The following is a 21,491-nucleotide window of genomic DNA, read 5'->3' as shown; positions in this document are numbered from 1 at the left end:
TGGCTCCTCAGGTAGGATTCGAACCTACAACCCTTCGGTTAACAGCCGAATGCTCTACCATTGAGCTACTGAGGAATCCGGTTGGACAACTGATTCTCTTCTTTGATATCAGAGCGGTGCGCGGGTGTCAAGTTGACGGCGGCGATATCAGCGGAGGGAATCAAGCAAGTGAAGCGGGCCCGGCTGGATTACCGGACGCTTCCCATTATAGTTCGCGCAGAGCCACCACCACTGGGGCGCGGGCGGCGCGCAACGCGGGTGGCAGGCCGCCGATCAGACCCATGAACAGAGCGAAGAGAATGCCGTAGCCCATCAGTTGCGGAGTGATTCTGAAGGCGAAGGCCAGGTAGGAAAATGTCTGAAAGTTCATCGCGCCGGTGGTGAGATTGTTCAGCGGTATCACCGCGACGCATCCCACCAACCCGCCCACCAGCGACACGCATAACGATTCGATAACGAATGACGCGACCACGCTGCCGGTGGTGAAGCCGATGGCGCGCATGGTGGCGATCTCGCGCGTGCGCTCGATGACCGCCGAGTACATCGTGTTCAGCGCGCCGAAGACCGCGCCGATGCCCATCACCACGGCCACGATGGTTCCCAGGATGGTGATCAACTGAGTCAGCGTGCGCGATTGCTTTTCGTAATATTCAGTTTCACGTTCCACGGAAACGGCCAGCCGAGGATCGGATGTCAACGCGTCCTTGAACCGGGCAAACGCGTTGGGCGAATCCAGTTGCACGGTCATGGATTGAAACAGGTTGATGGGTCGCTGGAACGCGGCATTCAGAATATTCGCGTCACCCCATACCTCCGAATCAAAGGCCGAAGCGCCGGCATCCATCACGCCTACCACGGTCCAATTAACGCCGCCCATGCGAACCGTATTGCCAATCTTCAGCCCGCGATAAGCGGACGTTGCGCTGCTGCCCACCACCAGCTCATTGGTGCCGCTTTGAAAGAAGCGGCCGCTGACCATCTTTACATTCGCGCGCACATTGAGCACTTCCGGCTGCACGCCACGGACTTGAACATTGGCGTCGGTCCCGGTATCCATCAGCGGGAACGGCGAAATCACCACCACTTCCGCGCTGGTCAACGGCCCACCCTCGCCGCGCGCCACGCCGGGAGCATCCTGGACAATGCGTACGCTCTCGCGCGAGATCACGCTCTCCATCTCCGTGGTGGCGCCCGCCCGGCGCACGATCACCGAGCGCGGCGAGCCGCTCGACACCAGCGTCGCGCGAAATCCATTCGCCAACGAAAGCATGGCGATGAACACGCCCACCGTCCCGGCGATGCCGAGCACCGCCACCAACGCGGAAACCCAGCGGACACGCAGACTGCGCAGATTGTAGCTGATGGGAATTGCCATAATTGAACTTCGAGCACTTAACCCACGGCGGCGTGGATGTGGATCACTTCTCCCGGCTTGACCTGGGCAATGGCGGCTTGCATTTGCCCGAAAAGCGGTCGGCAGAATTCCACCTTGTTCCGCGCAACATGAATAATTAGCAAGCCAAAGCGTAAGGTCTTAAGATTCTGTTGGTATTCAAATCCTTGGTCGATAGTTTCCAAGACATCGAATCGATCCTGTAAGAGCGCGACAAGAGCGTTATCATTCATCTACTGCCAGCCAAGCTCCACTGCCGTGCTGACTTCATGGCCAGGGAACGCCTCTCGGACGCGCGGGTCAACGCAGGCGTCTATGCGGATGCGCATGTGATTTGGCCAAACGTGACGTCACGGCTCAGTTCCAGGAACGCGATGACTTGCCGGCGCGGGATGTATGGATAAGCGGCCAGGAAATCATCAATGCTGTCGCCGGTTTCAAGGAAATCAATGAGGGTTTGGACGGGGACGCGCGACCCGCTGAAGCAGGGCGTGCCGTGCATGGTCTCCGCATCAATAGAGACGATCTCGGTCAGCGCATTTTTTTTGTTCTGCAGTCATGGCTTAGGTTACCCCAGGACCCTCGGACACTCCAGGTGAAGCACGACCGGCTTTGATCTCGGTGTCCCAGGACTCAAGCAGAGCCATGCCTCGACCTCCCTCGGAAAAATTCGCCTCGATTTGCTTGTCCCAGGCCTCTCCGTCCCGCTGGAGGAGGCCAGCAGTCAGCGAGGCCCTATCGGCTCCAGGAAGCTCTGCAATCACCGCCTTGATCGCTTCCAAGGTCATGGTTTTAGTTTATCTTTACCTGTTGCCCAAGGCAAATCAGAAACATGCTGGGTTGTGAGCATTACGCTCGCCGCGCCCACGCCAACGATCACGACATCAGTCGTTTCGGTTGCCATGGCTCATATTGCCTCGGGACTAAATCGCGGAATGGCCTGTAGGCGTTCCAGCAGGGCAACAAAATGGTTAAGCGTTTGTACGGCATCGCCGTATAAGCCAGAAAATAAGTATTCTGCCGGCGGTGGTCCTCTCAATGTCTTCATCCATCCCTTGATATTGCCAGACTCGTTCATGATCGGAGTTCCCTGGCGATCCTGTAGACGTACATACAATTCCGAATGGTCTACCGACGGAACAATTCTGTGGATAAAGTTGTGCCTATATAGTCGAATTCGTCCGACAAAATCTGGTTTTGGAAATTCGTCAAGGAGTTCCTGGATTCGTTCATGCTCCTCTTTCCCCAGCACCGCGACATTGCGATTTCCGGTTCGATCCTTGAATCCCTTTCTAACATTCTTCCAAGTTAATGCGCGCTCCCATTCCGGATCGTTCTGATCAACAGACGGAACTAGCGAGGCTCCCATCCTCTCAAAAATTAGTCGGAGAACCAGGTCCCCAATTTTGGCCAGCAGGACGGCTGCAAGATTAAAGTGGTTCATTTTGTCCAAATGAACATGCCAAGCGTGATCTGCGTTTTTACTATCGTGCCTGAGATGTACCTCTACGGCATGATAAGCCCGTGATTTTGCCAGGAGCGCTTCCACCCGCATGAGAGTCTTTCTGATTTCAAGCCACATCGCCCAAGTATTACGCCTGTCGTCGAAAGTCGTGGATTCAAAGTCGGCGGGGAATCAAAAGGTTTGGGTTGTCTCACGAGCGATGCCGCTGACGTCGGTAGAGAGTGGCGGAAACCTCCCTGAAGCGACAGCATGCGTAGTTCTGATATTAAATGTTCGGCAACGAATTCCTCACCGCCTGGGTTCCGCAGTTCCATGAATTCCGCCTCGACCTCATACTGAGAAGGTTGGCACGAATCAGTTTTAAAAGTAATTCGGACTCTCGCTTTTACCAATGTATGCTCCGATGAAGCAGTGTTCATTTACGCCCCTTGGGGGTTCGCGGCATAAGTGATTCTTTTGTATGTACTCTGATACACAACATTACCGCCTTGCTCATGCAGGCCGATTATGGTTATCGTCTGGCTTACACCCGCCGCAGCGCTTCCACTACGCGCAGGCGCATCGCGGAGACGGCGGGAATCACGCCGGCGATGGACCCGATGGCGAGTGCGCCGATAAATCCATAGACGATCCAGATGTTCGGTAGATAGAAGATAGGGAGAATGCCGCCGGTGGGATCACCGCGCAGGCTGAACAGTTTGGCGAGGCCCAAGCCGACCGCCCCACCCCACGCCGCGATCACCAGTGACTCCATCATGATCAGAGTGAGTACAGTACGGTCCGAGTAGCCGATGGCTTTCAGCACCGCCAGATCGCGCACGCGCTCGCGCACGGAGATGGCCATGGTATTTCCAGTTACTAATAGCAACGTAAACATTACCACCGTGCCGATCGAGAGAATCAGGAATTCGATGTTGCCCATCTGCTTCACCCAATTGGCGGCGAAGGAGCGCTCGGTCTCGGTCTTGGTCTCGTAGGGCGAGTTCACAAACAATGCATCGATGGCTTTGGAGGCACGCACGGCGTTGTCAGGATTGTCGATGCGCAGGGTGTACCAGCCGGCCATGCCCTTCTGGAATTCCTTGCGTTCATCGAAATATTTCCAGTGAAACCAGAATTGCGTGGGATCGTCCTGCTGCCGCGTGCCCTTGTAGGTGCCGCGCAGATTGAACTCCCAGTTGCCGGCGAAGATGGTGCCCTTGATGGGAATGCGGTCGCCGAGTTTCCAGCCGAATCGCTCGACCAGTTTTTCGCCGACGATGGCGCCCTCGCGGTCCTCCATGAATGCTTTCCATTGCTCCGGAGGAACTTCGAACTCATTGTACACACCGAGCCAGGATTCGCTGTCGATTGAAAAAATAGGAAAGAAGTTTTTCTCATTTTGATAGACGCCGCCGAACCAGTTCGAGTAAGTCACCTTCGTGACACTTGGTACGCGCAGGATGCGGTCGCGATGCGCGAGCGGCATCGGCTGAATGATTGAGGTGCGGTTGATGATGATGAGCCGGTCCACGCCGGCGATATCCACGCCCGCTTGGAACGCCAGGCGCACCACTACCAAAATGCCGAACAAAAACATGGCCACGGCGAATGAACCGACCGTGAGTATCGTTCGGATTTTTTTCCGGCGCAGATTGCCGAACAGAATGTGCAGGTGCTTCATAGCATTCACAACCGTGCCGAAACTTCCTGATAGGGCTCGCCGGGACGATGCGGCCGGATTTGGATGGTCACTTTTTGGTCCAGCCGCTTGAGGAACTCCAGCAGCTTGTCCATGGTGAACCGGCTGTAATGGCCATTCATCAGATGCGACACTTCTGGCTGCTTGATCTCCAGGATTGACCCAATCTCGCGCTGTTTCAATTTTCTGGCTGCAAGGATTTTAGAGATGTTGAACCCCAGCTGCGCCCTGGCAAACAATTCACTCGCATCGGGCAATCCCAGATCGGCAAAAACATTGCCGCTGCTTTTTTCAAATTCAATGGGAGGCTTCTTCTTCATTTTTCACAAGCTCCTTGGCTTCCAGGTAGCGCTTTTCAATCAGGGCCAGATCGGGCAGCGGAGTCTTATCGCTGGTCTTCGACTTCTTCTGGAAGGCATGCAGCACATAAATGTTCTTCTCCAACTGAACCGCCAGAACCGCACGGTAGGCGTTGGTGTCATGCCGCAGGGCAATCTCGATCACGCCGCTGCCCGCTCCTTTGAATCGCTTGGCATCCGTCGGCATGCCGCCATACTGGATGAGCTGGATTTCATCGCCAAGCAGCTTTTGGGCTTCCTTGGGAAATTCCTGCACGTTCCGCCGTGAATTTCCTAGTCATACCAAGGGCCGCATAGCGGGGATTAATGTGTTCGTCACAGGCTCAACTTTAATGATATAGGAAATTACCTATAAACTCAACGCCCAGCACTTCCTGGGCTACAGGCCGCGCCTGGCCGCTTACGCTCGCGCCTCGGCCCGCACGGTCTCCACCAGCTCGCCTTTGTCGAGATGCAGGATGGTGTCGGCATGTTCGGCGGCCAGCGGATCGTGCGTAACCATCAAGATCGTCTTGCCATGTTCCTTCGACAACGCAGTGAGCAGGTCGAGTATCTCGTGCGCGCTCTTGCGGTCGAGGTCGCCGGTCGGCTCGTCGCAGAGCAGGAATGTTGGGTCGGCGACAATCGCGCGAGCGATGGCCACGCGCTGTCCCTGTCCGCCCGACAACTGACTCGGATAATGTTTCATGCGGTCTTCCAATCCGACCAGCGATAAAGCGGCGTCCACATGCCTCCGGCGATCCGCGCGGGAAAGTTTTGTCAGCAGCAGCGGCAGCTCGACATTCTGGAACGCGGTCAGCACGGGAAGCAGGTTGTACATCTGGAAAATGAAGCCGACGTTGCGCGCCCGCCACGTGGTCAGCTCGGCGGAACTTAATTCAGAAATTTCCTCGCCACCCACGCGGATGCTGCCGGACGTGGGGGTGTCCAACCCGCCGATTAAATTTAACAACGTGGTCTTGCCCGAGCCACTTGGCCCCATGAAGGCGACAAACTCGCCCTCGTTCACATCCAGGCTCAACCCTTGCAGCACATGAATTTCTTCGCTGCCGCGGCGATACTTCATGTCGATATTGCGAACTTGAATCAGAGCCAGCCCGTTATTTTCGCCGTCCACTCGAACCATGCGCTACTTCCCTTCCTCAACTTTTACTTTCATGCCATCGCGCAACGGTTGCGGACTGCTCACCACCACCTGCTCGCCTTCTGACACGCCGGCCAGCAGCGCGGTCTCAGCAGAGGCCCCAGCCTGCGCGCCACCCGGGGCGCCTGAAGACGGGCCCGGCCTCACCGCCCGCCGCTCGACCACACCATTGCTATGAACATAGACCACCGGCTGGCCCGCATCATCTTTCACGGCATCGCTGGGGACCAGCATGACAACGGCGGGCATCCCGTTGGCGGGCACCGCCTCTTCCTTTTTCTTCTCCTCCAGGAACGCAACTTTCACGCCCATGTCGGGAATGATGCGCGAATCCAGTTGATCGAAAGCGATGCGCACTTTGATAGTCGCCTTCTGACGGTCCGCCGTGGGAATCACGGTGCGCACGCGGCCCGTCATGGTCCAGTCCGGATAGGCATCCAGCGTCGCCGACACCGGTTGCCGTTCGCGCACGCGGGTGATGTATGACTCATTCACGTCGACTTCTATTTCGAGCGAAGTCATATCGACAACGGTAGCGATGCCGGTGCGCGTGAATCCGCCGCCGCCGGAGACGGGAGAAACCATCTCGCCGCGCTGCGCGTCTTTGGAAACTATAATCCCCGCGAAGGGCGCGCGGATGACGGTATTCTCCAGATCGTGCCGCGCCACCTGCAAGCGCGCCTCGGCGGCATTGATCTGCTCCTCGACTAAATCAATGCGCGCCTCGAAACTCTCGACCGCCGTCTCCGCCGCGTCCATGGCCTGCCGCGTGGCGATGCCCTCTTCCAGTAATCGCGAGATGCGCACGCGCTCACGCTCGGCATTCTTAAGATTCACGTGCAGGTCCGCGAGCGAGGCCACGGTAGCCCGCCGGTCCGCCTCGGTGGAAGTGATGCGGACCTTTATGTCCGTGTCATCCAGCGTCGCCAGCACCTGATCGGCGCTGACGCGCATGCCCTCTTCAACTAATATCGTGTCCAGCCGTCCGGTGATCTTCGCCGCCACCGTGGAGCGTCGCCGCGGAGTAACGTAGCCGCTGGCGTTCAGCACGGAGAGCGCGCCGGTCTGCGTGCGTCGGCGCACTTCGGCGATCTGCACCGCGGGCGCGCGACCCTGCCAGAACATCCATCCGCCGTATCCCACCCCGCCGAGCAGCAGGAGCACGATCAACCACTTGGACCACCCGCCGCGCTTGCGCCGCCGCTTACTGTCGTCAATGCGGAGATCGGACACGGCGAATTTTCCCGGCGTCCGTCCTGCGGTTTTCACTGATTCGCGCTCGCTGCCCGGCACTTTGCCTGCTTCCATGGCCCACGTCTCCAACAGAATTGCTCGATCATTAAAGATAAAACAAATCCGCGAATGTTGAAACCTATAATGAGAGAGCATCCATGCGACGGAGGTTGCTCACATGATGGAGATACAGCCAGTCATTCTCGAAGGTGCGTCGGTGCGACTGGAGCCGCTGTGTGCCGATCACCTCGCCGGCCTGTGCGCCGTCGGCCTGGACGAGAACATTTGGCGCTGGTTTCGAGTGGAAATAACTACGCGGCAGGAGATGCAGGAGTTTATCGACACGGCGCTTGACGAGCAGGCCGCCGGCGTCTCGCTGCCATTTGCGACGATTGACCGACACTCCGGCAACGTCGTGGGGTCCACACGATTTCTGACGATCGACTGCCCTAATCGTAACGTGGAGATCGGCTGGACGTGGATCCCGCCACAATGGCAGCGCACCGCCATCAACACGGAAGCTAAATTCCTGATGCTGCGCCACGCCTTCGAGCAATGGGGTTGCATTCGCGTGGCGCTGAAGACCGATGAACTAAACGAACGCTCCCGCGCCGCCATCGCGCGGCTGGGGGCGAAAGAAGAAGGCCACTTCCGCAATCACATGATCGTTTCCAGCGGCCGCATCCGCAACTCGGTCTATTTCAGCATCATCGATTCAGAATGGCCCGAGGCGAAGCGGCGCCTGGAAGCGATGCTGGCGCGCTAGCGCGTCACGGTGCCGCGAGCGTAAGCAAGCGGACCCGCCCGCGCGGGCACACGGCTCAATGTCACGACATCGAATGAATTTACATGGGATGGTTGCACAAGCCGAGCAGAATATTACTGCTGGCCGAGCATAATATTACCGCCGAGCGTGTCCGCTCGCTCACGCGCGCGGCTCTGTGACGGATCGAAGAAAAAAATAAGGCAAGCAGGTCTATAAGCCGGATTTTGTATCCCGGGGCGCCCGAAGGCTAGCCGGGATGACGATCATTCCTCTGGGCCGGGAATTACTTCCCGGCTCTAGCGACCTACCCGAGAGTTGCCCTCCATCCATCGCTGGACGAAGTTGCGGGACGAGCCGTCCCTCCCCTCCTATTTGGTCTTGCTCCGTGTGGGGTTTGCCCTGCCCCGCCGGTTGCCCGACGGGCGGTGCGCTCTTACATTAAGCCCCTTTGCTCTGGGGCCGCACCTTTTCACCCTTACCCCGCGCGTTACTGCATACTGCCGCGCCGGGCGGTATATTCTCTGTGGCACTTTCCGTACCCGCAGAGCCCCCCGCTTAAGCGAGACGCCCCACGAATCCTGGCCGTTAGCCAGCACACCGCTCTATGGAGTCCGGACTTTCCTCCCCGCCACATTTTGCAATGCCGCGGAGCGATCGCCCAACCTGCTTGCTCTCACCTATTAGTATCCGCCGACGGCAAGAAGGTTGCAAGCTGCGGCGGTGCCGTTTGACGTAAAGCCGCCATCCTGGCGGGTGCGAGATGCCCCTGGCTTTCCATTCCTTGGTTGTCTCAAATATGAGACATTCGCGAATGTGAGGCCGATCCTCTTCCATCCGGGCGCGCGCGCCGCCATCCGCCGCTTTCCGAAAGAGGTCCGCACTGGCTTGGGTAGACACCTTTTTCAGCTTCAGCTGGGGGAGCAGTTGGCAATGCCTCACTCGCGAGCAATGCCCAGCGTGGCCGCAGGCGTTTCGGAACTCCGCGTTCAGGGCGAGGACGGCGCGTATCGCGCGTTCTACTTCACGCTCTCGCGGGAAGGAATTCTCGTGTTCCACGCATTTGTCAAAAAGACACGGCAAACTCCGGCCCAGAAATTGTAGTCGCAAGGAAACGCTTGAAGGAGCTTCTTGATGTCTAGGGTCAAACCCGTGTCTAGAGTTAAACCCGTGTCTCGGGTCAAACCAATTGTCGCGCGAACTCCGGAGGCATTGGCTGAAGTTCTTGGGCTTTCGCCAGCGGACGCCAAGGAATGGCAGGTCCAGTATTCACTCCTAAAGCATCTGAAGGAGATCGTTCGGAAGAGAAGGATCACTCACGCCGCAATCGCCGAGCGGGCAGGAACCTCCCGGACACGAGTAACCGCCATCCTAAATGACAAACTCGAAAGCGTCTCCAGCGATCTTCTGATCCGTATTCTCGGTTCCCTGGGCTACCGCGTCCGAGTCACAGTGTCGAGAGTCGACACCACCGCGTAATAGTAAGTCGCAGTCCAGGCTTTTTGCTCTACTTCTGAAATTGTCCTATTTCTCCAATAATGGTATTGCCGAAATCGACATGACTCACTACTTAGCATCTATTACTTTGTACTCATTACTAACTGCACATTACTAACTATTATAAACTTACTACTACTAACTTACCAAAACTACGCGCCTGCTACCGACTCACTTTTGTCAACTCACTGCTCACTAAGCGCCCGCCGTCCCGCCGACGGGACCTTGATGTTTGATAGTTTGGTGAAACAGGACAATTGGGCCTGCTCGACAGAACCGCGAACATTGTCAGGAACGATCATTGGGATTCTTTTGGAGAGCGGCGCAACGGGAATGAATGGGAAAAGCTGGGCTAAGGTTGTCCTGAATTGTGATCCAGGAACCTCGAATCCCTAGTTTGTCAATCCGGCCAGAGTGGCAAAAACCGTAAACGTGTGTAGATTGTGCGCTGTGGATTCTTTGGATTATTTGCCAAGGCATCCCGCCGCGCGCATTTGGCGAATAAAAAGCACATGTCTCCAGCGAGGAACCGCGGCGCCCACTACTGGTTTGATTGCTCAGATTTCTCGGCGGCTTTGGCCTCGCGCTGGGCGGTTTCTTCCTGCTCTTCGCGGAGGAGTCGCTCCAGGTCCTTCAGCTTCCCGCGAAACTCCGCCGTCGCCCTTCCCGCCTCGTTGGCGTCGCGGATCACGGTGGGAGTGAGCAGCACAATCAGCTCCGTGCGGTGCGAGGAGATAGCGGTGTTGCCAAACAACGCGCCGAGGTAAGGAATGTCACCGAGCAGCGGGACGCGAGTTTTGGTGATGCCGCGGTCCTCCTGAATGATGCCGCCGAGCGCGATGGTCTCGCCGTCGCCGACCACCACTTGCGTGGAGATGGAGCGCTTCTGGATGCTCGGCGACTGGATGCCTCCAGCCGAGGGCGCGAGCGGCGCGCTGACCTCCTGTTGAATCCTGAGATTCACCAAGCCGGACGAGTTGATCCGCGGCGTGATGCTGAGCAATACGCCGGTATCACGACTCTGAATGGTATTGGTAAACAGGCTGCTGCCGCCGGACTGCGCGCCGCCGGCGAGCGCCTGGGATGTCAGCGTGGGAACCTCCGTGCCCACATTGATGCTGGCCATTATATTGTCGCTGGCCAATATCGACGGGGCTGAAATGATCCTCGCTTGGCTGCGGCTCTCAGCCGCGTTGAGGAAAAAAAGCAGCTCGCGCGTACGGCCCACTAGCGTTCCCACCGTGGCGTTGAGCGCGGAATTGGCAAAGCTTCCCTGAACTTTTCTCTCGCCACCGGGCACATTCGGAGTCGCGCCTTGCTTCTGCAGGAAGGCCGTCACGCCAGCCGACAGATCACCGGTCAGAGCCACTTCGTAGACCTTGGCTTCGATCATCACTTGACGCGGCACGATATCGAGGTCGCGCAAGGTGCGGCGGATTTCTTCATACTCCTGCGCCGTGGCCTGGATCAGCAACTGGTTGTTGATCGTATCGGGGACGATGCGAATGTGCGTCTGGTCGCGCGGGCCAGCGCCGGAACCAGTCATTGCAGCGGGACTCAGCGTTACAGCCGCCGTGCCTGACGCTCCCGATGCGCCGCCAAATGGAGGTTGACCAGGACCGCTCTGGGCAAGGCTGGTTCCCAGCAGTAAACTTGACAGCACGCTCGCAATGTCTTCCGCCCTTCCATTCTCGACCTTATAAATAAAGGTTCTCACACCCGCCTGGGCGGTGGGCTGGTCCAACTTCTCCAACCATTTCTCGATCTCGGTATAGGCGCTGGCATTCGCCGTAACCGCCAGAATTGCATTCACCCGATCAATGGGAACAAACCGTACCGCAGAGGTTCCGCCCGAAAGACCATAGGCCGAGAAAACTTCCTTCAATTCAGCAGCCAGCTTATCCGCCTGACTGTGCTTGATGGGATACAGGCGGGCGCGCTGGTCGGTGAACACTTCGGTATCGAACTGCCCGATCAGCTCGATCAATCGGCTCATGCTGCGGCTAGAATCCGTGACGATCAGGATGTTGCCTCCGTCATGACTGAACAGGTGCCCGCCTTCGGAGAGAAATGGTGTGAGGATTTTGGTCATGTCCGTCGCAGCCACATACTTTAAGGGAATAATGTTCATGACCACACGGTCATCAGAGCTCAATTGGCTGCCAGCCGCCTCCGGAGAAATGGGCATCCGCTGAAGGTTCTGCAAGGGAACAATGCGATAGAAGTTGCCGGTCTGCACCGCAGTAGCGCCATTGATGCGCAGGATCATCTGCAGCAGTGGGAACAGATCGCTGCGGCGAACATCGCCCAGCGTGTTGATGTTCACCGAACCCTTAACCAACGGGTCAACGACGTAGTTCATGCGCAACTCCGACGCAATGATGCCGATGACGCGCAGCAGATCCGCGTTCTCAAAGTGGAGCGCGATGGGAATGGCGGCTTCCGCCTCATTGGCCTGTACGGCTGCCTGGGCGGCTGGAGGGGCAGCAGGCGGCTGCGGGGCGGGAACCTGCGCTACGCTCCGCGCGACACTGACGCCAACAACCAGCATCAAGTAGCCAGATGCAATCAACTGGCCACCTATTGTCTGAAATTTCCTTTTCATCTCTTGCCTCTCAATCAAATGACCTAAACTCGCGGGTGTCCAAATGGCAAATGTCCACTGGAGCATTTCTCGGAAACCGGCTCAATCGACTTCCAGTTCTTCGAGCCTACTTCTATCCTGCAATCACTCTAAAACTTCGGTGCTACCTGATATCCTCGTACCAGATTTGCGGACCAAACATCGTGGCGCGTTCATATCTCCTGCGATTTCCCTCTATCGTGATCTTCAGCGTGGGATCAGGGCTGGGCACTTGGACCGCACTCGCCGCACTGGAAGCAGAAACCGACTGGCCAGGTGAGCTCGATGGGAGAGTTGAAGATGTCTCCACTTTCGGCGCGGAGGGTACGTTAGGCACCAGCGTCCTGCTTGTTGATCTCGCCACCCCGCTCGAAGACAGATAGACGTTGATCGTGGTTCGCTCACCATTCAACTCCACCACAACTTCATCATCACGAATCGCCGCAACTGTATAGCCACCGACAACGGCGCCGGTTTTTACCTGCTTGAATGAGGTACTCGCGGTCTGCGCGCTTTCCGCCATCAGCGCTTCATAGTTCGCGCCCAGCCGCATTGTGCCGATCACGACGGGAAGCTGCGGCGGAGGTCCGGCTGCCACTGGTGCAGCTTGTTCGATGACGCTGCTGCGATCTGGCGAGAATGGATTGCTCGACACCACTTCCCCGCCCGCCATCGCTACGGCTTTGGAAGCTGGCAGGACATAACTCGGACGATTATCATCGACTGACAACCCGCGATTGAACTGTCGATCGCGGGCACTTCGCCAATCCAGCGTGAGCTTCCACCCAAGCGCTACGGATGCCGCCACCAGCAGCAGATTGACCACTATCAGTTGCCTCTTTTGCATCATAAATAAAGCCACCTATCACCGTCTGATTCGGACTAGGTCTATTTCCTTTCGGACTCCAGTGACTTCGCCCAACCACCCACCGTCATCGCCACAGAAAGCTGTTTCTGGTTCCCACCTGCCGGCTGCACAATAAGGCGACTGATACTGAGTACCCGCTCAGAAGATTGGATAGCGGAAAGAAAATTTACAAGCTGCTCAATCCGACACTGGAACTGTAATCCCACCGGAATCTGCGTATATCCGTCGGAGTCAGGTACCACCTTTTGAAAGTCACTTGAGCGCACCTCGATTTCTTGCGCCTTGGCGGTATCGCTCAACCACTTCTCCAACTCCGCGGACGCCAAAGACGCTGTCGGTGCCTGGAGCAATCCACCTTCCGCTTGGCGGAGCTGCTCGGAAAGAGTCTGAGAATCACGCGCGTGCGCTCCGGCTAGGTCCACCGCCCGCCGGTACTTGGCAAGCGACTGCTCTTTCAATGGCAACTCACTCCGCACCGCCCGGAGGCTGTCCCAAGCGGGCAGGGCGAAATATTGCAGGAGCAAATAGACAGCAACTCCTACTGCCGCAATTTGCAGCGCTCGCCGGTCTCGCTTTGCCATTCGATTTCCAAATACGTCACTCATCATCGGACCATCCAACTCCTATACTGGTGAATTTAGCGAATCCCCGGGCGAAGACGAGCGCCGATTCGGAACGCTTCTTTTCCGTCATTCGAACGTGAAATCGCCGATAGAAATTGTGGCGATTCGATACGCGACGTTTCGGAAATAGCTTGTAACACGCTGGAAGCTGAATCAGCCACACCAACCAGGGTTAGGGTGTTGCCCTCCAACTGCAATTGTTGCAACCAAGCATCGGCTGGCAGGGATCGAGTAACTTCTTCAAGCATGTCCAGTGGAAGCTTCGCTCCATCCCGGATCGCCGCCAGCCTCAACAGCATGTGGTATTCCGTACCTGATTGATCTCGCATCTTCTCAATTTCAGAAACGCGTGGGTGAAGCGCAACAATTTCCGAGTCAAGCCTTCGGCTGTATTGCCAATCCTGCAAGGTTCCGCGAAATCCTAATCCTGCGACAAGCAGCAGAACAACTGCAGCCACACTGTAAGTCGGTATTAGCGCCCCTGGTGACTCAAAGTGTCTCTGCTCTGGTGGAAGTAAGTTGATACTCATATCCTCGCCGCGTCCAAAAGCGGAGCGAGCCGCAGCAATCGCAAGGCAGTCTGCATCAAGTTGGGTCAATTGATATCGCTGGCCTAACTCCTTCTCAATAGTTGACCACAACTCTGTCTTTGATGAAATCGCTCCACCAATGAGCAGACACGGGTGACGGGTCTTTTCTACCCGGAGAGTAGCGCATACCGTATCAAGCTCATTGTCCAATGCAGCAAGTAAGTCGTTTGAGTTATCCGCGTCATAATCGTGGATCGACAATTCACGAACCACTGTTGGGTGACCTGAGGCGCAGCCGATTAGGTCCCAACCATCTTCCTTGGAGTACGCGACAACCACGGGTTCGGCAGCATCCGCATTTGACTGATGAGATTGATCCGCAATCGTACGCAATAAAAGCGGCGATATCACAAATTGTGAAACTGGAATACCGGCTTGATTAAACCATTCTGCCAATTCAAGAACAGCCTTTCGTTGTGCAAATGCCACCGTTACATTAATTGGCCTGCCCATTGAGTCAGCGCCACGTTGCTGAGTCTCATCGTTGGTTGGAATCATGCAGTCCCACACGACATCTTCATCTGCAAAAGGATGAAGCGATTCAAGCTGTAGCCCAATAACTGACTTCACTTCATGGGCCACTGTCCCTGGAAGTTTCACATCGCGCAAGATAGCAGTCTCGCGAGGAATTGAAACAATCGTCCAAGGTGCCCTTAAACCGTGGCGACGCAAAAATGCCGTATATTCCTGCCCGCATATCACCGGCCCGTCTGAGTACATGTTTTTAAGTTCGAGACGATCGACAATGCGGAAGCTGCCCATCGTCCGCTTCGCGAAAATGGCCACTAGTGAGTTCTTGCGTAACTCAATACCGATTCCATACTGTGGGATCAGTGATTTCATATCCCGGCCTCATTTCCTTCAAATGCATTAGCCGGCACTGGAGACCAGGGCCAGTCTTCCCACCACCCTTGAATCCGATACCCCAATGGCAGAGAAGATTCAATCCTAACTATTGCTCGAACTGTACGCCTAACTTTAGTCCCATCTGGTTGAGATGTAGCAATAAGAGTGAAGACTGATCCACTGTTCAAATATATAGGAGAGGTCGCAGTAACAGTAGCCACTGCAGGGACTCGCCGAGTCAGGTCATCTAGTGAGGTAAATGGGTTTGCCCCCATGACTCCATCGCTTCGAGCAGAAACAACTTGGTCAGCCAGTTGATTGTCCCAACCGGGCATCGTTGCCATTACTTCAGCCGCCGCATAGTTAACATTAATCCCTCCCAGGTTCGGCTCCGTAGTCAGCAAATCCGGTAGTGGTGGCCGGCGTTGCCAGGTCCCGTCGGACATCTGCGATAATTTTCCAAAATAGACATCGCGCGTCATTCCCTTCACGGCAAGTAGTTCCTCTAAATCTTCGATCATGGCATGTTTAGCGTGATAGGGCGGGGAAACTGTGGAATAGAAGAAATCTAATTGCGTTTCGACTGTCGACGTGATCGGAGATCGCCACTCCACCATTGCTCCGGCCAACTCCACACTCGCATCACTCTGTAGCCCCAATTTCTCGAATAGTGCTTGTAACTGATCCAGTGAGGCATGATTCGCACCAATTTTCGCATTCTCTGGGATGATTTCAACCAATGTCGAACCTCCCTGATAATCAAAATGCATCCACCGACGGCCCGGAACATATTCGTCTGGAGCGGGGCTTCTAGTTTCTCCAACTCGAAGCGACAACGGATTGCTGATCGCATAAATAGCCGCTTCGATTCCCCCTCGCGCCATGTAGTACCCTCGCTGCGAATCGAGTTTATTATTGACGCTAACAGTTTCAGTACGAACAATACTTGCAGTACTCAAGGCCATCAAGCTTAGAGCCACGCTCAACCAGAGAACAGCCAACAGCACAACACCTCTTTGTCGAAACCCAAGACTAACTGAGGTGGAAAAGTCCATGTCGAGTTTTTTAGATTTGTAACTGCTCTTCATCATTTGTGCCATATTAATAGCTCTCGAAAGCGGTTCGATAATTCCGAATCAGTATAAAAACAATGGGAGCCTCGCCACGGTTCGCTCATAATTTTGGACCATTGCGACCACAGGCTTTAACAGCATTCCTGCCCCGGCCCCATGAGTTCCCAGTCGAATTGCCACACCGCGAGGAAGCGAGTCTCCTCCGCTTGTCCACGTATCTATCCATCTGCCTGCCTGCAAATTATTTTCCACTACAAAGTATTCCAGCCGGGAATTGTCGAGGTTATCGATAAGCAATTGCCATCCGCGGTTAGGTGAATTCTGTTTATCCAACCCGGCCTGACTATCCCCACCAATCGGCTTGAAATGGATTGCCTGACCTGAAGATTTGACGCTCTCCACCTCAACCACTTGCGAAAGACCTTCCAATGACTTAATAGGAGTTTCTTGAAATAGTAACTTCGTAATGCCATTTTTCTCAACAAGTTGGTACTCAGCTAATACCAACCAACCTCTCGTCCGGCCTCCTAATGAATAGCGAGAGACAAATCGCATATAGTTCCGCTCTCCTTGAAAAAAAACCTCTGGACGCCCGTATATTAGCCAAGGGCGAACAGGTACCATGTCGCCGATCTGCCCTTCAATTAGTTGTTGTACTGCTCCTGCTCGGTGATCCTGTTCCAGAAGTTTTGAAACTTTCTCGAATGCGGAAGCTGCAACTCGCCATGCCATCACCATGGAAGTCGAGAGCATTCCTACTACAGTAATCGATACCAACAGCTCGATCAGGGTGAATCCCGCTGTAGCAACAACAGTCCTATGCACACAGGGCTTTCGTAACATTGAATTCATTTACCCCCACTTGCAGGAGCGTCTCGCCAAATTTGCATCGTCTCTAGTGAAAGCTTCCCTTCATTCCAGCCATCTTCGCGCCTCCAGTAGATGTCAAAGTCAATTCGCACTGGGATTGCCATTCTTGATGGACCGCTGACACCGTCCTCGACTCTTGTCGCACGTACTTTCCATCTGGTTTTCTCGTCCCATCGACCCTCAACCGTCTCATTCAACCGCAATTCATCGGTGTCGAGATTGCCGGTGCCTTGCCCTCGGCCAACCAGAAATTCATTCAGCTTTGCCTCTCCTAGCATCAATGCCCTATCCGAGTATTCGATCTTTCGTGTGTTCCCAATGGATACTGCTAAAAGACTGAACATTGCCGCAATGGATGTGCCGAGAACGGCTGTTGCCACCAACACTTCCAACAAAGTAAATCCGCGCATGGCTGCTTTCTTGAGGTGAGTTTGACGACTTGCCTTCGCGCGCAAAGACTTCATAAATTTGCCTCTGCAATCTTTGCTGAGCCTGTCAGTGGATCAATGATGATACGAACCATACGGCCATTTACAGCAAGTGTTAGGCTCAACGGTGGAACCATCCCATCAGGCTGAAATTCAAACCGCCGAATTGATGTGGTCGGTTCGCCAAACTGACTCAGTAGGAAATCTCCAGTAATTTCACTAATCTCGACTTGCTCAGGTAGTATGTACTCGTATCGCTCATGACCAGTCAGATCACTTACAGCGATCTCTCTACTTTTCTGGTTCACTAACAATAGATATGGCTCTTGCGCATGGATTGCTTTTTCCCTGGCATAATGTACCGCACCGATCACCTTCCTGGCGGATGCCTGGAGTTCCAAGCTTGACATTCCCGCCCCAACTGCGGGAAACACCAATGCCAAGACTACGCTTGCAATCGCCATGACAACGAGTAACTCTATAAGAGTTATGCCTACTTCGCAGGACCGACATAACGAGGTTCTGTTTTTTTTGTATTTCATTGATTTTCAGTACTTCAAACCATTCTTATGTCTATTTACTGCTCCAACTGAAAACATCAGTATCTTCACCTTCTCCGCCTGTCTGCCCATCTGCCCCCAGGGAAACAATATCAGGCTCATCGCCGTGCTCACCGGGATATTGGTAGATGTACGCACGCCCCCACGGATCAAGGGGAATGTCCTGCGGAAGATATGGGCCATCCCACCGTTCAATGTCACTGGGCTGGCTCCGTAGCGCGGCAAGCCCCTCCTCCGTTGAAGGAAACTTCCCCGTGTCCAACTTATAGACGCCTACCGCCGTCTGAAAGGAATTGATTTGAGCTTTTGCCGCGGTACCTCGGGAGCGGCCCACCTGCTTGAACAGCCGTGGTCCAACCAATGCGGCAAACATAGCGATGATCGTTACAACGACCAGCAGCTCAATCAGTGTTACACCTCGCTCCTCACTTACCGACTGCTGCTTTCTACTCTTCATAAGTTCATTCATTTCGCATGCCCTCAAGTAGCCCCTGACCTTAAAAAGGAATTTCATTGATGCTGGTAATGGCCATCAACAGCGACAGCACAATGGCACCGATGGTAATTCCCATAAATAGGATCACTACGGGTTCAAACAGAGCCGTCAAGCGCCGCAGCGTTGTCCTGGTTTCGGTATCGTAAACATTGGCCAAGCGTTCAAACATCACGTCCAGCCTGCCCGTTTCCTCACCCACTCTCATCAGATGAACCGCTAACTCAGGAAACACTCCAGCTCGTTCGATAGGCTGAGCAATTCCTTCGCCTCGCTTTACACCTTGAATGACTCCCTCGAAAGAAGCAGCCATCTGAGTATTACTAACTGTCTCACGGACAATTCGCAATGACTCAACAATGGGAACACCATGACCCACCAGAGTCGACATGGTCCGTGCAAACCGTGCGGTCTCCGCCTTACGCAGCATCTCTCCCAACAAAGGTACTGCAAGCAGAGACTGATCCAAGCGTAGGCGGCCATTGGTAGATCTGACCCATCGGCGAAATAGAATCGCTCCTATTACAGACGCTAATACCAAAATCCATCCATAGTTGCGCAGCACATCTCCAATCCATAGCAGCGCGGCAGTCGAAGCCGGAATTGGAATTCCTGTAGACTTAAACACCTCTCCAAATCGAGGAATCACGAAGTACATCATTACCGTCATCGACACCATTGACACGAGCGTCAGTAGGGCAGGATAAATCATTGATGAAGTAACATGACTACGAAACTCCGCTTCGCTCGTTTCAAATTCCGCAATCCGCCCAAACACGATCGGCAATGTTCCACTCGCCTGTCCTGCACGAACCAGATTCACGTATAGGCGCGAAAACACTGGACCTTGAGCTTCCATTGCATCGGCCAGCGACATGCCTCCACGAATCTGTCGCAATACATCGGCAACAACCACACGAAATCGCTCACTGGCAGCAAGATGAGAGCTAATGGTAAGCGCCCGATCGACAGGAATACCCGCCGCCAGGAGCGTGGAAAATTCCTGCGTAAACTCCAGGCGATCCTGAGCCCATGATCTGACGGCAAAAGGAAAACTTCGGAGGCTTACCGAGCTTTTGCTGTTACCTTTACCCAAACTGCTCAGCCAGCTTCCGCCCTTCTCCACGGCAGATTGCGGAGTTTCTCCAACATAGACGGGAAGCAATCCTTGCGCCCGCAATTGCTGGACAAGGCTCTTTTCGCTATTCGCTTGACTAGCGCCTTCTCGCCATTCGCCCGTTGCGGTCGTCGCCTTGTAGTAAAAGATTGCCATCTGAAAGGCCAAAAATCATTTCTAGAATATCTGAGTCACTCTTAATATCTCTTCTGGAGTTGTCACGCCGGTTAACACCTTTTCCATTCCATCCTCAAGCAACGTTCTCATGCCGCGTCCGCGTGCTGATCGTGCCAACTCCACGGCATCCGCGTTGGCGACGATCAATCTGCGCAATTCTTCATCAAGCTCCATTAATTCAAAAATACCTACACGCCCACGATAGCCAGTGTGATCACAGGCATCGCAGCCCGGCCCGCGCCAGATCGGGACTTGCCTGTCAGCAGGCATCTCGCTCGGCGCGAGACCAAGAGAACGTAGCCAAGCAACGGAAACTTTCTCTTCCTTCTTACAAATAGTACAAAGGACACGAACCAGTCTCTGGGCTAACACGGCAACGATTGAGGAAGTAAGTAAATAGTTTTCCATGCCCATGTCAGTAAGTCGAGTAATAGCGCTAGGCGCATCATTCGTGTGAAGCGTGGATAGCACAAGATGACCGGTAAGCGCGGCCCGAATGGCAATGTCCGCAGTCTCTCGGTCGCGAATTTCTCCGACCATAATCACATCGGGATCCTGTCGGACAATATGGCGCAAACCAGCGGCAAAGGTCAGGCCGATTTGTGGATTGACGTGAATCTGATTTACACCGTTGATCTGATACTCCACTGGGTCTTCAATCGTGATGACCTTACGCTCCGCTGTATTCATCCCCCTCAATGCACTATATAAAGTCGTCGACTTGCCGCTTCCCGTTGGGCCAGTTACCAGGAACATCCCGAAGGAAAGTTTTTCGAAATGCTCCATCCGTGTCATCATTGCATCGGAAAAACCAAGACTCTTAAGGTCGTACCGGCCTGACTCACTTCTGTCAAGCAGTCGCATAACCACGCTTTCACCGTGTAAGGTGGGCAAAGTAGAGACACGAAGATCCACCTCCCGGCCAAGTATTTTCAACTGAATGCGGCCGTCCTGCGGCAGTCTTCTCTCCGCGATATTCAATTTAGCCATTAGCTTTACACGAGAGATCACTGCTGCCTGCAACTCCCTTGGAGGTGAGTCAGCCGCGTGCAACACCCCATCCAGGCGGTATCGCACATGGAACTGCTTTTCCATTGGCTCAAGGTGGATGTCGCTGGCAGAGCGCTCCACTGCGCGGGAGATCAAGTGATTTACCAATCGAATTACTGGGGCTTCACTCGCCAAATCACGAAGATGCTCCAGATTCTGACTATCTTCAGCGTTTCCCTCACCTGCCGTCTCCGTTAGTGCTTCGGATTCATCTTCAGGAAAATACTGATCGAGTACGGCGATTATCTCTTGCTCATCCGCAAGACTAACCTTGACATGTTTTTTGGTGATATTGCGGACCGCCGCAATCGTTTCAGAGTCCAGCGGGTCAGACATGACTAGTGTAATTACGTCGTTTCCACTGGAAATTGGAACAATTCGAGACTGCTTCATAAACTGGATTGAAATACCATCAACATCAAATCCAGCTTCGGGAAACTGTTTGGCGGTAATCAGAGGCACGCCGAGCTGTTCGGAGAGAGCCACCAAGACGTCGCGCGAGGAAAGCAGGCCCATCTCCACTAGTAGGCGGCCAAGCCTGTCGCCGCGCTCGCGCTGAAGCGCAAGACCCTTGTCTAGTTCATCAGGCTGGAGCTGCCCTTTTGCTATGAGTATCTCACCAAGTCGCTGTCGCATTT

Annotated in this window: 22 protein-coding genes, 1 tRNA gene, 1 other RNA gene and 1 pseudogene; 3 read left to right on the top strand and 22 right to left on the bottom strand. The window is 54.7% G+C overall.

What is annotated here, in order from left to right; translation table 11 throughout:
• The 10 genes and pseudogenes from EXQ56_02985 to EXQ56_02940 all read right to left on the bottom strand — a co-directional run bounded on the left by EXQ56_02985 (position 1) and on the right by EXQ56_02940 (position 7,431).
• Positions 1–75: transfer RNA gene (locus EXQ56_02985), tRNA-Asn, on the bottom strand.
• Between the two features lie 130 nt (positions 76–205).
• Positions 206–1,375: an ABC transporter permease gene (locus EXQ56_02980; GenBank protein MSO19414.1), complete on the bottom strand. Its 1,170-nt coding sequence runs from the start codon at positions 1,373–1,375 to the stop codon at positions 206–208.
• 17 nt (positions 1,376–1,392) lie between these two features.
• A complete protein-coding gene (locus tag EXQ56_02975; GenBank protein ID MSO19413.1) occupies positions 1,393–1,626 on the bottom strand; it encodes a hypothetical protein in 234 nt (77 codons plus the stop codon).
• 80 nt (positions 1,627–1,706) lie between these two features.
• Positions 1,707–1,928 carry a DUF433 domain-containing protein gene (locus EXQ56_02970; protein ID MSO19412.1) on the bottom strand — a complete coding sequence of 74 codons (222 nt, stop codon included), beginning with the start codon at positions 1,926–1,928 and terminating at the stop codon, positions 1,707–1,709.
• A 372-nt stretch (positions 1,929–2,300) separates the two neighbouring features.
• Positions 2,301–2,975 (bottom strand): hypothetical protein, encoded by a 675-nt coding sequence (locus tag EXQ56_02965; protein ID MSO19411.1) that lies wholly within the window; start codon positions 2,973–2,975, stop codon positions 2,301–2,303.
• Between the two features lie 406 nt (positions 2,976–3,381).
• Positions 3,382–4,530: an FtsX-like permease family protein gene (locus EXQ56_02960; protein MSO19410.1), complete on the bottom strand. Its 1,149-nt coding sequence runs from the start codon at positions 4,528–4,530 to the stop codon at positions 3,382–3,384.
• Entirely contained in the window at positions 4,527–4,859 is a 333-nt protein-coding gene (locus EXQ56_02955; protein ID MSO19409.1) for an XRE family transcriptional regulator, read from the bottom strand. The genes EXQ56_02960 and EXQ56_02955 overlap by 4 nt, the downstream gene beginning before the upstream one ends.
• Positions 4,837–5,193 (bottom strand): annotated as a pseudogene (locus EXQ56_02950) (type II toxin-antitoxin system RelE/ParE family toxin). Before EXQ56_02950 ends, EXQ56_02955 begins: the two are co-directional and overlap by 23 nt.
• 105 nt (positions 5,194–5,298) lie before the next feature.
• Positions 5,299–6,024 carry an ABC transporter ATP-binding protein gene (locus EXQ56_02945; protein MSO19408.1) on the bottom strand — a complete coding sequence of 242 codons (726 nt, stop codon included), beginning with the start codon at positions 6,022–6,024 and terminating at the stop codon, positions 5,299–5,301.
• Between the two features lie 3 nt (positions 6,025–6,027).
• A complete protein-coding gene (locus EXQ56_02940) occupies positions 6,028–7,431 on the bottom strand; it encodes an efflux RND transporter periplasmic adaptor subunit (GenBank protein ID MSO19407.1) in 1,404 nt (467 codons plus the stop codon).
• A 22-nt stretch (positions 7,432–7,453) separates the two neighbouring features.
• On the opposite strand from EXQ56_02940, the gene EXQ56_02935 reads away from it, so the two are divergent.
• Positions 7,454–8,041 carry an N-acetyltransferase gene (locus EXQ56_02935; protein MSO19406.1) on the top strand — a complete coding sequence of 196 codons (588 nt, stop codon included), beginning with the start codon at positions 7,454–7,456 and terminating at the stop codon, positions 8,039–8,041.
• Between the two features lie 197 nt (positions 8,042–8,238).
• Here the strand turns inward: EXQ56_02935 and rnpB are convergent.
• Positions 8,239–8,711: RNase P RNA component class A (gene rnpB / locus EXQ56_02930), an RNA gene on the bottom strand.
• A 35-nt stretch (positions 8,712–8,746) separates the two neighbouring features.
• Here rnpB and EXQ56_02925 point away from each other — a divergent pair.
• Both EXQ56_02925 and EXQ56_02920 read left to right on the top strand, forming a co-directional pair.
• Positions 8,747–9,142 carry a type II toxin-antitoxin system RelE/ParE family toxin gene (locus EXQ56_02925; protein ID MSO19405.1) on the top strand — a complete coding sequence of 132 codons (396 nt, stop codon included), beginning with the start codon at positions 8,747–8,749 and terminating at the stop codon, positions 9,140–9,142.
• Positions 9,143–9,172: 30 nt separating this feature from the next.
• Positions 9,173–9,517, top strand: coding sequence for a hypothetical protein (locus EXQ56_02920; GenBank protein MSO19404.1), 345 nt, complete (start codon positions 9,173–9,175; stop codon positions 9,515–9,517).
• Between the two features lie 559 nt (positions 9,518–10,076).
• On the opposite strand, the gene gspD is transcribed toward EXQ56_02920, so the two are convergent.
• The 11 genes from gspD to gspE form a co-directional block, all read right to left on the bottom strand.
• Entirely contained in the window at positions 10,077–12,206 is a 2,130-nt protein-coding gene (gene gspD / locus EXQ56_02915; GenBank protein MSO19403.1) for a type II secretion system protein GspD, read from the bottom strand.
• 76 nt (positions 12,207–12,282) lie between these two features.
• Entirely contained in the window at positions 12,283–13,008 is a 726-nt protein-coding gene (locus EXQ56_02910) for a hypothetical protein (GenBank protein ID MSO19402.1), read from the bottom strand.
• A gap of 38 nt (positions 13,009–13,046) precedes the next feature.
• On the bottom strand, positions 13,047–13,634 hold the full coding sequence (locus tag EXQ56_02905; GenBank protein MSO19401.1) for a hypothetical protein: 588 nt from the start codon (positions 13,632–13,634) through the stop codon (positions 13,047–13,049).
• Between the two features lie 29 nt (positions 13,635–13,663).
• Positions 13,664–15,082 (bottom strand): hypothetical protein, encoded by a 1,419-nt coding sequence (locus EXQ56_02900; protein ID MSO19400.1) that lies wholly within the window; start codon positions 15,080–15,082, stop codon positions 13,664–13,666.
• Positions 15,079–16,185, bottom strand: a complete 1,107-nt coding sequence (locus EXQ56_02895) for a hypothetical protein (GenBank protein ID MSO19399.1) — start codon at positions 16,183–16,185, stop codon at positions 15,079–15,081. The genes EXQ56_02900 and EXQ56_02895 overlap by 4 nt, the downstream gene beginning before the upstream one ends.
• A 36-nt stretch (positions 16,186–16,221) precedes the next feature.
• A complete protein-coding gene (locus tag EXQ56_02890; GenBank protein ID MSO19398.1) occupies positions 16,222–17,010 on the bottom strand; it encodes a prepilin-type N-terminal cleavage/methylation domain-containing protein in 789 nt (262 codons plus the stop codon).
• Positions 17,007–17,492, bottom strand: coding sequence for a prepilin-type N-terminal cleavage/methylation domain-containing protein (locus tag EXQ56_02885; protein ID MSO19397.1), 486 nt, complete (start codon positions 17,490–17,492; stop codon positions 17,007–17,009). The genes EXQ56_02890 and EXQ56_02885 overlap by 4 nt, the downstream gene beginning before the upstream one ends.
• Positions 17,489–17,998 (bottom strand): type II secretion system protein GspH, encoded by a 510-nt coding sequence (gene gspH, locus EXQ56_02880; protein MSO19396.1) that lies wholly within the window; start codon positions 17,996–17,998, stop codon positions 17,489–17,491. The genes EXQ56_02885 and gspH overlap by 4 nt, the downstream gene beginning before the upstream one ends.
• 31 nt (positions 17,999–18,029) lie before the next feature.
• Positions 18,030–18,485, bottom strand: a complete 456-nt coding sequence (gene gspG / locus EXQ56_02875; GenBank protein ID MSO19395.1) for a type II secretion system protein GspG — start codon at positions 18,483–18,485, stop codon at positions 18,030–18,032.
• Positions 18,486–18,513: 28 nt separating this feature from the next.
• Positions 18,514–19,794 (bottom strand): type II secretion system F family protein, encoded by a 1,281-nt coding sequence (locus EXQ56_02870; protein MSO19394.1) that lies wholly within the window; start codon positions 19,792–19,794, stop codon positions 18,514–18,516.
• 9 nt (positions 19,795–19,803) lie between these two features.
• Positions 19,804–21,489: a type II secretion system protein GspE gene (gspE, locus tag EXQ56_02865; GenBank protein MSO19393.1), complete on the bottom strand. Its 1,686-nt coding sequence runs from the start codon at positions 21,487–21,489 to the stop codon at positions 19,804–19,806.
• Between the last annotated feature and the right edge of the window lie 2 nt (positions 21,490–21,491).

It is taken from the genome of Acidobacteriota bacterium (assembly GCA_009691245.1).
Taxonomy (GTDB): Bacteria; Acidobacteriota; Terriglobia; order 2-12-FULL-54-10; family 2-12-FULL-54-10; genus SHUM01.
Note: the sequence above shows the minus strand (reverse complement) of the source record. Positions and strands in the feature narration are given on the sequence as shown.